Source organism: Saccharothrix longispora, assembly GCF_030852425.1.
In the GTDB taxonomy this organism is placed as follows: Bacteria; Actinomycetota; Actinomycetes; order Mycobacteriales; family Pseudonocardiaceae; genus Actinosynnema; species Actinosynnema longispora.
This window is the reverse complement of the sequence record NZ_NSDM01000017.1, coordinates 19,517-32,352: the sequence shown is the minus strand read 5'-3', so window position 1 is coordinate 32,352 and position 12,836 is coordinate 19,517. Positions and strand designations below refer to the sequence as shown.

The window sequence follows — 12,836 nt, the reverse complement described above, 5'->3', positions numbered from 1 at the left end:
GGGGCAGGTCCGTCGCGTCCGCGGGCAGGGCCGCGAGGTCGAGGGAGGCGACGAAGGGATGGGCGGGGTCCGGGGTGTCCGCCGGGAGCAGGAGCGGACCGCCGAACCGGCCCACGACCGGTCCGTCGCCCCGCGCGGTCAGCGTGGCGCAGGGGCGGGCGAGGGTCGACCAGCGCTCCACGTCGTCGGCGGGGATGCCGCGCGCGAGCGCCTCGTCGCGGAACGGGCCCAGTCGGTCCCGCAGTTCTCGGATCATGGGCGGAACCGTAGCGGGAGCCCCCGACACCGCGGCCCCGGCCACGCGGTGCACTTTCGGGCAATTGCACTTTCGGGCAATCGTGTCGGCGATTCTTCGAATCAAGACGCATTTCACGGGTTGTGTGACGCCGTGAATGAATGGTAATCCTTCAAGGGTGGTCGTCGTCGTTCGAACGATACCCCTGGAGGAATCCATGAAATCCGTTCACCGCGCGGCCGGTCTGGTGCTGGGTCTGGTGTCGACACTCATCGGGGCCTCCCCGGCGGCGGCGGCGCCCTCCACCGGCACCACGTGGACCTTGCGCGACATCGGGACCCAGCGGACGTGCGTGACCTCCGACTTCGGCCACCCCGGCCAGTACTTCCTCGTCCCGGTGCACGGCACGTGGACGCGGCAGCTCACGGCCGAGGTGCGCGACCTGCCGCCGGGCTCCCGCTCCGGCACCACGCCGATCGCCCCGGGGTCGGACTACGACAACGGCATCGCCGCCGGCGTCCACACGCCGCTGGCGCCGGCCCCGGTCGGCGTGTACGCCGCGCACCTGTGGGTCTCGGACGGTGTCGACACCCGCACCGCGCCGATCACCATCACCGTGCGGGAGCGCTGCTGACGGGGCGGAGCGGTCACGCCCGATGTCCCGGTGCCGGCCAGGCGGGGTAGGTGGAGGACCGACGCATCCGGGCCTCATCGGCGCTCCCCGCCGTGCCGCCCGCCTCGTCGACGTGCGCGCCCACGAGGCGCACCGCCCACGCGACCCGCCGCCCGTCGCCGTCGAACCACTCCTCGCGCGTGAACCCCCCGTCCAGGATGGCGAGCAGGTCGTCCTCCAGGTGCGTCCACCCGCGCGCCGGGTCGTGGACCGCCCACGCCTCGTCCCGGAACACGTCCAGCACCCGCCCGTCCCCCGCGCCGACCACGACGTCGCCGTTGTCGGAGACGACCACGGTGATGTCGGGCAGCGCGTCGTCGGGGTGGGTGAGGACCCACCGCGAGCCGGCGCCCTCGACGTCGCCACCGCGTGCGCGGATCGCGTCGCGAAGGCGGAGCAGCGGAATCGGGAACCCCGAATCGTCGTGGAACGGGTCGGGCCGGAGGCGATGATCTTTCGTCACGCCTCAACTCCCGTCGCACGGGTTCGTCGCGGGCACACTGTACTGCCACGCCGCGGATGCGCTCGGTGCCCCGTTCAGCGTGGCGCTCCCGCGCGCGGCGAGCCGGTAGGTCCCCGGCGCGCACGGGACGAAGACCTGGCGCGTCGCCGTTTGTTCGCGGGGAGCACGCCGACCGCCGGCCCGTAGCCACCTGGCAGGGCGAGGTTGTCGGCGACCGGTGCCCACGTCGATTCCCGCTGCTGCTCCAGTCGGACCTCCAGGCGCACGTCCGCCACCTCCACCGTGCACCGAATGGTCGCCTTGCCGCCCATGTCGCCCGGGGTGCCGCGAGAGGCGTGCACGCTGTGCGCGTCGACGCCGCACCCGCCGACGCCGCCGGCGAAGGTGATGTTGCCGGCACAGCCCGCGATCATGGTCATCACCAACGCAATCGCAGAAAAGCGCCAGGTTGCATACCGCACAACTGTATGGTGTGTGGCGCTCGACGTGGTCTCAATCGCCCGAAAGAGTTTCCGGAATGCCTGTTCGAGTGATTGTCGCGCAGGAATTCGGTCTTCGGTGGAATTGTGTTTCGTCGTGGCCGCCGATGTGCGGAGCGGAGGACGTCGACCGGCTCACGGGCAGCGGACCACGAGCGTGGCGGTCCGGGGGAGCGCCAAGTCGTCCCCGACCGCAGTTGCCGCCCGGTGAGCAGGTCCACGCCGTCGAACGGGCACGTCACCACCCGCTCCGCGCCGTGGTCGAGCACGAACGCGTACCGGGTGCCGTTCGGCGCCACCCGCTCGACCACCTCGCCGTCCGGCACGTCGGCCAGCGGACCGGCCGGCCCGTGCTCGGCGAGCACCCCGTCCACCACTGCCCCCACCCCTCCGTCGTCCAACAGGGTCGCCACGTACCAGGCACTGCCGGCACCGCGCCGGGCCCGCGTCACGGCCGGCGTACCGGCGCAGAAGTCCGCGCCGTAGGTGGCCGGCACCTCGGCGTCCTCCGGCACGACCACCTCGAACACGTGCCGCGCCTCGTGCGCCGTGCCCGAGGGCACCACCGGGTCGACCACGTCCGGCTGCCGGGCGTCGGTCTCCTCCACCCGCAGGCCGAGCAGCCCGGCGAACGGGCCGGGCACGTCGGCGAGGAACGCGTTGTCGTCCTCGTCCACCCGTCCGGACAGCGCCGTCGTCAGGAACGTCCCGCCCCGCAGCACCACCTCGGCGACCCGGTCCGCCAGGTCGCCCTTCACCACGTGCAGCAGCGGCGCGACCACGACGTCGTAGCGGCCCGGGTCCGCCGTCACCGGTACCACGTCCACCAGGGCGTTGGCCTGCCACAGCGCCCGGTGGTAGGCGGCCGGCACCCCGACGTGGCGCACGTTGCGGTTGGGGCCGTCGGACATCTCGACCGCCCACCAGCTGGCCCAGTCGACCAGCAGCGCGACCCGCGCGGGCGTGCGGGCGCCGAGCACCGCGTCACCGACCAGCTCGAACTCCCGCCCCAGCTCAGCGACCTCCCGGAACAGCCGGATGTCGGTGTCCGGCGTGGTCGAGCACCGCGCCGTGGTACTTCTCGCACGCCCCGCGCGACTGCGGGGGAGGAGGGGCACGCGTTGTGCCGCTGCCCGTAGACGTGCCGACGACCCTCGAAGTCCACCCGGCACACCTCCGGGTACGCGTGGGCCGGCCACGGCGGCATCGCGCCGCTCGGCGTGGCCTGCACGATCCGCTTGCCCTCGGCGGTCGCCCGTTCCACGATCGCGTCCAGCGTCGAGAAGTCGTAGCGGTCCTCGGCGGGCTGGAGGTGGGCCCACGCGAACACGCCGACCGTGACGGTGTCGGCGCGGGCCGGCGAGAACGCCTCGTAGTCGCGGTCCCACACCTCGCGGGGCCACTGCTCGGGGTTGTGGTCGCCGCCGTAGCCGATCTCCGCCGCCGGGGGTGGACGTCGTTCACGCGGTGAACCTCCGGGTCGCGTCGCGCAGCACCGGTTCGGCGTTGCGCAGGAGGGCGAGGGTGAACGGTGCGGCGAGCAGGAGCAGCAGCCGGTCCGAGACCAGCGCCGCGACGCCGCCCGCGGCGACGAGCAGGGACAGCGCGCCGAGCGCGGCCAGTGGGCGGGCGGCCAGGTAGTAGGAGGCGAGCCGGGCCGTGTCCCGGGTGCGCAGCGACAGCGCCGAGGACAGCACCAGCGCGTTGGACGACCACACCAGCAGGCCGACCGCGACGACCACCAGCACCGCGCCGTACCCGGTGGGCACGCCCGCGAAGCGCAGGTTCGCCAGGGTGAAGCCGATCACGGCCAGCGCCGCGAGCACCGGCAGCCACCAGCGCAGCACGTCCGGCCAGTTCAGCCGGTAGCCGCGCAGGAAGTGCCGGGCGGGGGACAGGTCGCGGTCGGTGAGGAACACCCGCCACGCGAACAGCGCCGCGGACAGCGCCGGGCCGACCGGGGCGAAGCACAGCGCGACCAGCGGCGCGTTGCCCGCGTCCCCGGCCAGCAACGGCACCAGCAGCAGGCCGGGCGCGGTGGTCAGCACCAGCAGCACCTCGACGACCAGGAACCAGTACACGACCGAGGCGGCGCGGGACAGGACGCCGGGACCGATCTCGGCGGCGGGGTCGCGCTCGTCCACGGCGGTCACCTCTCGTGCGCCGCGACGAGGCGGTCGTCGGAGACGCCCAGCAGCCGCCGGTCGTCCAGCCCCTCGTGCTCCTCCGGGCGCACCGGGAGGACCTCCGCGAACGTCACCTCGTGCCGGGACAGCGCCAGGTCCAGGGTCACCCGCCCGTCCACGACCGCGCGGGCCGAGTGCTCGACGGCCGGGCGCGAGCAGTCCCGCAGCACGTCGAGCTGCCGCGCCGACGGCGAGCGCGGCCGGCCCAGCTCGCGCCACGCGGCGAACGCGTTGCCGTCGTGCTCGCCGACCCGCTCGCGCCGCACGAACGCGCGGGTCCCGGGGACGGGCACGGACAGCCGCACGTCGTGCCGCTCCGGCACGTCCGGCCCCCCGGTGCCGCCCACCGGCTGCCACGCCAGCACCGTCACCCGGCCGTCGTCGTCGCGGCACACCAGGTGGTCCTCGCCGCGCGCCAGCACGTGGGGGCCCATGCGGGCCATGAACGCGTACAGGTGGTAGGTCGGCTTGCGCACCTGCCGGTGCGCGAGCAGCCCGAAACCGCCGTGGAACAGCGAGGTGGGGATGTTCTCCTCCTCGAACACGTCGCAGAACGTCCAGTAGGAGAACGAGTCGACCAGGTCGCCGCCGCCCGCGAGCACCGGGGCCAGGTAGGCGGCGTTGTACGCGGTGTCGTGGATCGGGTTGTCCGGCCGGTAGGAGGTGTTGAACTCGGTGATGTGCACCGGCAGCCCGGCCAGCGCGGTGCCCGCGAGGTGCTTGCGCGGCGCGTCGAACTGGTCGAGCAGCGCACCCGGCGCGGTCAGCGTCTGGTAGGTGCCGAACGGCACGTGCTGCGCCGGTCCGGAGGTGTAGGCGTGCCGGGACACGAAGTCGACCGGCACGTCCCGGCGGGCGACGAACTCGGCGAACGGCTCCCACCACCCGTCCGAACCGGGCGAGATGGCCGGCCCGCCGACCTGGAGGTCCGCGTCCACGTCCTTCACGACCCGCGCGGTCGTCTCGTACAGGCGGAAGTACGCCTCCTGGTCCGCGTCCTTCCAGAAGTTCACCAGGTTCGGCTCGTTCCACACCTCGATCGGCCAGGTGCGGACCTCGTCCACGCCGTACCGGTCCACCAGGTGCGCCAGCAGCGCCCGCACGAGCGCCGCCCACTCGTCGTGCGAGCGCGGCGGCGTGATGTTGCCCTTCCACCAGAAGACGGTCTCCTCGCCCGAGGCGAGCGCCGTCGGCATGAACCCCAGCTCCACGAACGGCTTGACGCCCAGTTCCAGGAAGTGGTCGAACACCTGGTCCAGGTAGGTCCACGAGTACCGGACCCGGCCGCCGGACACCCGGTGCACGCCCATGTCGTCCGACAGCAGGCCGTGGCCCCGGACGTACCGGAAGCCGATCTCGCGCCGCACCAGGGCCAGCGACTCCCGGTGGTCGGCGCGCAGCGCGAGGTTGAGCCGCCCGGTGCCCACGCAGTGGCGCCAGGAAGCGGACAGGCGGCCGAGCGGCTGCTCGGGCACGTGGGTGTGGCTCACCAGGACCTCCGGCGTGCGTCCTCGTCGGGGGGAGGTCGGGTCCGGCCGCCCCAACCGCGGCCGGACCCGACCGGCTCAACCGTTCTTCTGCTTGAAGCGCTGGTAGGCGCTGTTCACCAGCTCCATGTACTGCGTCATGCCCTTGGCCTCCGCTTCCTTGACGTAGGCGTCCCACGTCGAGATGTCGCGGCTGCCGAGGATGAACTGGAGCGTGCCCTGGGTGGCGAAGTCCTTCAACGGCGTCTCCCAGAGGGTGGCCTGCTCGCGCTCGTCCGCGGTGAACGGGTACGGCGGGTTCGGGGCGATGACCTTCTTGGCCTTCATCGCCTCCTGGAAGGAGATCTCCTCCTCGGTGAACATCGACTGGAGCAGCTCGGTGGTGCCGCCGTAGGCGAACACGCCGCCCTGGAAGCCGAAGTTCTTCTGGAGGTGCTGCGGCGCGCCCGTGTTCAGGCCGCCGAAGGCGATGTCGGACTTGAGGACCCGCTTGCCGGAGGCGTCCTTGTCGAACGTGGTGCCCTCCACGCCCCACTTGGCGAACTCCTGGCCTTCGTCGGAGTACCAGAGCCAGTCGATGAACTGCATCGTCGCCACGAACTTGTCGCTCTCGACCGCCTTGGCCGAGATCATCAGGCCGTTCTCCAGGCGGGAACCGGTGATGACGTCACCCTTCGGGCCACCCGGCACGGTGATCTTCGCGATGGTCGCGCCCGGGATGTTCTCCAGCGCGGGGCGGTAGTCGTTGACCAGGTTCTGCGCGTTGGTGCTGATCGCGTAGGACTTGCCGTTGGCGAGCTTCTGGATCGCGGGCTCGTCCTTCTGCGTGAAGCTCTCCGGGTCCATCAGGCCCTCGGCGACGAGCTTGCGGAAGAACTCCACCAGCGCCTTCTGCTCGGGCGAGGTGCCGGTGAAGGTGAACTTGCCCTCGTCGGCGTTCCACTGGGCGTTGTTGTAGCCCCAGCCGGCGGAGGTGCCGAAGGTCTGCGCGGCGTAGTTGAGGATCGCCTTGCCCTCGAACCGGTCGGACAGCGGGTAGCCGTCCGGGTGCGCGGCCTTGATGGCCTTGAGGACGGTGTGGACCTCGTCCCACGTCTTCGGCGCCTGGAGGCCGAGGCGCTGGAGCTCGTCGGTGCGGAAGGCCAGCGTGTAGTCCGGCCACACCTCCTCGTGCACGCCCGGCAGGAGGTAGAACTTGCCGTCGTCCTGCTTGAGGGAGTTGATGTCGGGCTGGAGCTTCCACTTCTCGATCTTCGCCTTGAAGTTCGGCATCAGGTCGAGGTAGTCGCTCACCGGCAGGATCGCGCCCGAGGCGACGTACGCCTGCTCCTGGCCCGGGTAGGTCTTGGCGATGATCGTGGGCGCGTCACCGGCGCCGACCACGAGGCTGCGCTTCTGCTCGTAGTCGCTCATCGGCACGACCGTCGGCTTGATCGTGACGTTCGTGCGCGACGTGATCTCCTTCCACAGCAGCCAGTCGTCCTTGATGGCGTAGTTCGGGTGGTCGCTGTAGAGGACGCCCAGCTCGATGGCCTCGGTGGCCTTGAACTGCTTGCCCTCCGCGAAGTCGGCCATCGCGCCGACGCGCTTGCCGTCGAGGTCGACGGCGCCGGCGGGCGCCTCCTCCTCGCTGCACGCCACGGTGCCCAGCACGAGGCTGCCTGCCGTGAGCGTCAGAAGCGCGCGCTTCCACATCGTTCGCATCGTGCTCTCCTAGGAGCGTTCCGATTCGTGCTGGTCACTGCTTCGGGGTCACTGCTTCACCGCGCCGAGCATCACGCCCGACACGAAGTACTTCTGGATGAACGGGTAGACGGCGATGATGGGCAGCACGGTGAGCACCATCGTCACGGCCTTGATGTTCGAGTTGATCTGCGTCAGGTCGCTCTGCGCGCCGCCCACCGAGGTGGCCGTGGACGCGCCCGAGATCATGTTGCGCAGGTAGACGGTGACCGGGAACAGGTCCGACCGGTCGAAGTAGAGGAACGCCGAGAACCACGAGTTCCAGTTGGCCACCGCGTAGAACAGGATCATCGTCGCCACGACCGCCTTGGACAGCGGCAGCACGACGCGCAGCAGGATGCCGTAGGTGTTCAGGCCGTCGATGGCGGCAGCCTCCTCCAACTCCTTGGGCAGGCTCTCGAAGAACGCCTTCATCACCAGCAGGTTGAACACGCTGATCGCGTTGGGCAGCACGATCGCCCAGAGGGTGTTCTTCATGCCCAGCTCGGAGATGAGCACGTAGTTCGGGATCAGGCCGCCGTTGAAGAACATGGTGAACACGGCGATGCCGATGAGCAGCCCGCGGCCCTTGAGGTGGTGCTTGGACAGCACGTAGGCGTAGGTGGTGGTCAGCACCAGCGAGATCGCCGTGGCGGTGACCGTGTAGAGCACGGTGTTGGCGTAGCTGTTCCAGAACGCCGAGTCCGACATGACGACCTTGTAGGTCTCCAGGTTGAACCCTCGGGGCAGCAGGTTCACCCGGCCCGCCAGGATGTGCTGCTCGTCGCTGAACGACTGGGCGACGACGTTGACGAACGGGTACAGCGTCACGGCGACGACGACCAGCAGGATCACCGCGTTGACCTTGCGGAACGCGCGGTAGCCTCGGCTGTCGTCCAGCGCGGTGCGCTTGGGCGCGGTCGGTGCGGCCATCTTCTCGGCCAGCCGCGTCGGGTCGGTGGTCACCACAGGCTCGTCCCCACTGTGCGGCGCGAGATCGCGTTGGCGGACAGGATCAGGGTGAGGCCGATGACCGACTCGAACAGGCCGATGGCGGCGGCGTAGCTGAAGTTGTTCGACACCATGCCGACCCGGTACAGGTAGGTGGAGATCACGTCGGCGGTCGGGTAGGTCAGCGGGTTGTAGATCAGCAGGACCTTCTCGAAGCCGACCGCCATGAACGTGCCGATGTTGAGGATCAGCAGGGTGATCATCGTCGGCCGGATGCCGGGCAGGGTGATGTGCCAGGTCTGCTTCCACCGGCCCGCGCCGTCGATGCGGGCGGCCTCGTAGAGCTGGTTGTCGATGGTGGTCAGCGCCGCGAGGTAGAGGATCGTGCCCCAGCCGACGGTCTGCCACACCTCCGAGGAGACGTAGATGGTGCGGAACCAGTCCGGCTCCTGGGCGAACGCGATCGGGCTGCCGCCGAACGCCTTGACCACCTGGTTGACGGTGCCCTCCACGGACACCAGCTGGAGCAGCATGCCCGCCACGATCACGATGGACAGGAAGTGCGGCAGGTACGACACGGTCTGCACGAACCGCTTGAAGTAGCGGGTGCGGACCTCGTTGAGAAGCAGGGCCAGCACGATCGGCAGCGGGAAGCAGAACAGCAGGGTCAGCGTGCCGAGGACCAGCGTGTTCCCGAAGACTTGCCAGAACGTGGGGTCGTTGAGGAACATGTTCACGTACCGCAGGCCGACCCACGACTCGCCGAACAGGCTGCCGCCGGGCACGAACCGCCGGAACGCGATGACGTTGCCGACCATCGGCAGGTACCGGAAGACCAGGAAGAACAGCAGCGGCACCAGGGCCAGCGAGTACAGCTGCCAGTCGCGGCTGAACGCCCTGCGCCAGGTCCGGCGGTTGCCCGCCGGCCGCTTGGGCGGCGGCGCCTGCGGCGGTCCGGCCGGGGCGGTCGCGGGTTCGCGGGTGTCGACGCTCACGACGGCACCACCTCCACGGCGGTCAGCAGCTCGCGGGTGTGGTCGACCACGCGCGGCGGGCCGACGAGCTCCAACTCGACCTCGGCGCGCACGTCGGCGCTGGAGCGCGACACGCGCAGCCGCACCTCGCCGGGTTCCACCACGCGCCGCCCGTCGGTCCCGGTGAACGAGGTCGCGTCGGCGGGCACCCGGAACCGCACCCGGGCCGTCCCGCCGGGTTCCAGGGGCACGCGCGCGTAGCCGACCAGCCGCACCACCGGCCGCACGACCTGGGCGACGGGGTCGTGCAGGTACAGCTGCACGACGTCCGCGCCGGTCCGGGCGCCGGGGTTGTGCACGTCCAGCTCCAGCTCGACCGCGCCGTCGGTGGCCCACGTCGTGCCGGCCACCCGGGGCTCCGACCAGGTGAACTCGCCGTAGCCCAGGCCGTGGCCGAACGGGAAGGCGGGCGTCGGGTCCACATTGGACACACCGCTGAGGCGGCCCAGCGGCGCGGACAGGTAGGTGCCGGGCTGGCCGGACGGGTCGGCGGGGATGCCGACGGGCAGCCGACCCGACGGCGACACGGCTCCGGTGAGCACGTCCGCGATGGCCCGGCCGCCGAGCTGGCCGGGGAAGAAGGTCTGCACGGTCGCCGCCGCGCCCGCGGCCAGGTCGCCGACGGCGTAGGGCCGACCGGTGACGAGCAGCAGCACGACGGGGGTGCCGGTGGCCAGCACGGCCCGCACCAGGTCGGCCTGCACGCCGGGCAGCTCCAGCGTGGTGGCGTCGCAGCCCTCGCCGGACGTGCCGCGGCCGAACAGGCCCGCCAGGTCGCCGACGACCGCCACGCACGCGTCGGCGTCCCGCGCCGCCGCGACGGCCTCGTCGAAACCGGACCGGTCGTCGCCGCGCACGTCGCAGCCCCGGGCGTGCGCCACGTCGGCGCCGGCCTCGCGCAGCGCGCCCAGCACGGTCGGGATGTCCAGGCCGAGCCCGGCGTCCGGGTGGTGCACGCCGATGTGCGCGGGGAAGGAGTAGCAGCCGAGCATCGCCATCGGGTCGTCGGCCAGCGGGCCGACCACGGCCAGCCGCAGGTCGGGCCGCAGGGGGAGCACGCCGTCGTTGGCCAGCAGCACGACGGACTCCCGCGCCAGCCGCAGCGCCGCGTCCCGCGCCTCCGGGGTGTCGAGGCGCAGCGCGTCGAGGTCTGCGGGCCACGGCGACCAGTCGGGGTCGAGCAGGCCCAGTTCGACCTTCTGGCGCAGCACGCGCCGCAGCGCCCGGTCCACCAGCGCCTCGTCCACGTCACCGCGTTCGACGGCCCGCAGCAGCGGTTCCCCGTAGCAGCGCACGGTCGGCAGCTCCACGTCGACGCCCGCGGCCAGCGCCAGCCCGGCGGCGCGCCCCTCGTCGGCGGCGACGCCGTGCAGCGACTGGAGGAACTTCACCGCGAAGTAGTCGGCGACGACCGTGCCGCCGAAGTCCCAGGTGTCCCGCAGCAGGCCGGTGAGCAGGGCGTGGTCGGCGGCGGACGGCACGCCGTCCACGTCGCTGTAGGAGTTCATCACCGAGCGGGCGCCGCCCTCGCGCACGGCCATCTCGAACGGCGGCAGCACGACGTCCGCGAACTCGCGCGGGCCGATCGACACCGGCGCGAGGTTGCGCCCGGCGCGCGAGGCCGAGTAGCCCGCGAAGTGCTTGAGCGTGGCCACGACCCCGGCCCGCTCCAGTCCTCGCACGTAGGCGGTGCCGACGGTGCCGACCAGGTAGGGGTCCTCGCCGATGGTCTCCTCGGTGCGGCCCCAGCGGTAGTCGCGGGTGACGTCGAGGACCGGCGCGAGGCCCTGGTGCACGCCCGCGGCCCGCATGGAGGCGCCGATCAGGCCCGACACCTCGGCGACCAGGGCGGGGTCGAAGCTCGCGCCCCAGGACAGCGGCGCGGGGAACGCGGTGGCGCGGAAGGCGGCGAACCCGGTCAGGCACTCCTCGTGGACCAGGGCGGGGATGCCGAACCGGTTGGCCGCCACGACCTGCTCCTGCGACACGGCGAGCGAACGGGCGCCCGCCACCGGGTCCACCGGTCGCGTGCCGAACGGGCGGGTGAGCTGGCCGAGCCCGGCGGCGATGACCTCGGTCCAGTCGACGGGGTCGCCGGTCATCTCGTTCTGGTGCGGCGCGACCTCGCCGCCCTCCGGGTCGGCGCCCACCCACACCCCGACGAGCTGGGCGAGCTTCTCGCGGAGCGTCATCTCCGAGACCAGCGCCTCGACCCGGTCAGCGACCGGCAGGCGCGCGTCCCGCCACGGGGGGACCGCCCTCCCGACGGGCGGCGCCGCGGCGTCCGTCGTCCTGTTCGTCATCGACCAGGTACCTCCGACTCACGTCTTCGTGAATAGCCGAAACTATCGACTGTGAAGCCGATAATCGGTCCGGTGGGACGGACCGTAGGACCAACTCCAGTGCACGTCAACAAGTTCATGTGGGTGAACAGATGCTGGTCGTTGCGGCCCGCAACCCCTAGGGTGAGCGCCGAAACTTTAGATCCGAAGCGCGCTGCCGCACGCGCAACCTCTCGGACAGGGCAGGCATGAGCGCGTCAACGGAGTCGAGCCCGAACGGTGCGGCGGACGGTGCGGGCAAGCCGGTGGCCGCGTCCATCTCGTCCATCGCGGCCGAGGCGGGCGTCTCGGTGCCCACGGTCTCGAAGGTCCTCAACGGCCGACCGGACGTCGCCGCCGACACCCGCGCCCGGGTGGAGAGCGTCATCGAACGCCACCGGTACCGCCGACGACGGGCCCGCCAGTCGTCCCGGCCGGCGCTGATCGACCTGGTGTTCCACGAGATGAACTCGGCCTGGGCCACGGAGATCATCCGCGGCGTCGAGCAGGCCGCGGCCGTGGAGCGCGCCGCCGTCGTGCTGTCCGAACTGGGCGGCGCGCACCGCCCCCGCCGCGAGTGGTTCGACGACCTGCTCACCCGTCGCCCGCTGGGCGTGATCCTCGTGCTGGCGGAGCTGGACGCCGAGCAGCGCCACCAGCTCGCGACCCGCACCATCCCGTTCGTCGTCGTCGACACGGCGGGGGAGCAGCCACCGGGCGTGCCGACCGTCGGCTCGGCGAACTGGGCGGGCGGCCTGGCCGCGACCCGGCACCTGATCGCGTTGGGGCACCGGAGGATCGCGGTCGTCTCCGGTCCGACCACGATGCTGTGCAGCCGCGCCAGGGTCGACGGCTACCGCAGCGCGCTGGAGGCCGCCGACGTGCCGATCGACCCGGAACTGGTGCGCTACGGCGACTTCTACGTCCACGGTGGCTACCACCACGGGCTCGTCCTGCTCGACCGGCCCGACCGGCCCACCGCCATCTTCGCGGGTTCGGACTTCCAGGCCCTCGGCGTCATGCGCGCCGCCCGGGAGCTGGGCCTGTCCGTTCCACGCGACCTGTCGATCGTCGGCTACGACGACCTCTCGGTGACCGAGTGGATCGGGCCGCCGTTGACCACCGTGCGCCAGCCGCTGCGCGAGATGGCGACCACCGCCGCGCAGATGGTCTTCACGCTCGCCCGCGGCGAGCGCCCGCCGAACGAGCGGATAGACCTGGCCACCGAACTCGTGGTGCGCGAGAGCACCGCCCCACCTGTCCGTCCCTGACCCGAGGATCGACG

Annotated in this window: 11 protein-coding genes and 1 pseudogene; 2 read left to right on the top strand and 10 right to left on the bottom strand. The window is 71.7% G+C overall.

The annotated features are described in order from the left end of the window. The first annotated feature begins 452 nt into the window (after window positions 1–452). On the top strand, window positions 453–869 hold the full coding sequence (locus CKY47_RS31130; RefSeq protein ID WP_306749904.1) for a DUF5980 family protein: 417 nt from the start codon (window positions 453–455) through the stop codon (window positions 867–869). Between the two features lie 13 nt (window positions 870–882). Here CKY47_RS31130 and CKY47_RS31125 read toward each other — a convergent pair whose 3' ends face one another. The 10 genes and pseudogenes from CKY47_RS31125 to CKY47_RS31085 form a co-directional block, all read right to left on the bottom strand. Continuing rightward, window positions 883–1,371 carry a hypothetical protein gene (locus CKY47_RS31125; RefSeq protein WP_306749903.1) on the bottom strand — a complete coding sequence of 163 codons (489 nt, stop codon included), beginning with the start codon at window positions 1,369–1,371 and terminating at the stop codon, window positions 883–885. Between the two features lie 74 nt (window positions 1,372–1,445). After that, the gene (locus CKY47_RS31120; protein WP_306749902.1) at window positions 1,446–1,784 is read right to left on the bottom strand and encodes a hypothetical protein; all 339 of its coding nucleotides are present in this window, start codon (window positions 1,782–1,784) and stop codon (window positions 1,446–1,448) included. 5 nt (window positions 1,785–1,789) lie between these two features. Continuing rightward, on the bottom strand, window positions 1,790–2,968 hold the full coding sequence (locus tag CKY47_RS31115; protein ID WP_306749901.1) for a beta-galactosidase: 1,179 nt from the start codon (window positions 2,966–2,968) through the stop codon (window positions 1,790–1,792). A gap of 26 nt (window positions 2,969–2,994) precedes the next feature. Further along, a pseudogene (locus CKY47_RS37080) lies at window positions 2,995–3,240 on the bottom strand (beta-galactosidase); the annotation flags it as partial. A 70-nt stretch (window positions 3,241–3,310) separates the two neighbouring features. After that, window positions 3,311–3,994: a glycosyl transferase gene (locus tag CKY47_RS31110; protein WP_306749900.1), complete on the bottom strand. Its 684-nt coding sequence runs from the start codon at window positions 3,992–3,994 to the stop codon at window positions 3,311–3,313. Window positions 3,995–3,999: 5 nt separating this feature from the next. Then, entirely contained in the window at window positions 4,000–5,526 is a 1,527-nt protein-coding gene (locus tag CKY47_RS31105) for a GH39 family glycosyl hydrolase (RefSeq protein WP_306749899.1), read from the bottom strand. Window positions 5,527–5,601: 75 nt separating this feature from the next. After that, window positions 5,602–7,227: an ABC transporter substrate-binding protein gene (locus CKY47_RS31100; protein WP_306749898.1), complete on the bottom strand. Its 1,626-nt coding sequence runs from the start codon at window positions 7,225–7,227 to the stop codon at window positions 5,602–5,604. Window positions 7,228–7,275: 48 nt separating this feature from the next. After that, complete coding sequence (locus CKY47_RS31095; protein WP_306749897.1) at window positions 7,276–8,211, bottom strand: carbohydrate ABC transporter permease; 936 nt, start codon at window positions 8,209–8,211, stop codon at window positions 7,276–7,278. After that, on the bottom strand, window positions 8,208–9,191 hold the full coding sequence (locus CKY47_RS31090; RefSeq protein WP_306749896.1) for an ABC transporter permease: 984 nt from the start codon (window positions 9,189–9,191) through the stop codon (window positions 8,208–8,210). The genes CKY47_RS31095 and CKY47_RS31090 overlap by 4 nt, the downstream gene beginning before the upstream one ends. Then, window positions 9,188–11,533 (bottom strand): beta-xylosidase/alpha-l-arabinosidase, encoded by a 2,346-nt coding sequence (locus CKY47_RS31085; RefSeq protein WP_306749895.1) that lies wholly within the window; start codon window positions 11,531–11,533, stop codon window positions 9,188–9,190. Before CKY47_RS31085 ends, CKY47_RS31090 begins: the two co-directional genes overlap by 4 nt. A gap of 227 nt (window positions 11,534–11,760) precedes the next feature. On the opposite strand from CKY47_RS31085, the gene CKY47_RS31080 reads away from it, so the two are divergent. After that, window positions 11,761–12,822: a LacI family DNA-binding transcriptional regulator gene (locus CKY47_RS31080; RefSeq protein ID WP_306749894.1), complete on the top strand. Its 1,062-nt coding sequence runs from the start codon at window positions 11,761–11,763 to the stop codon at window positions 12,820–12,822. Window positions 12,823–12,836: the final 14 nt, after the last annotated feature.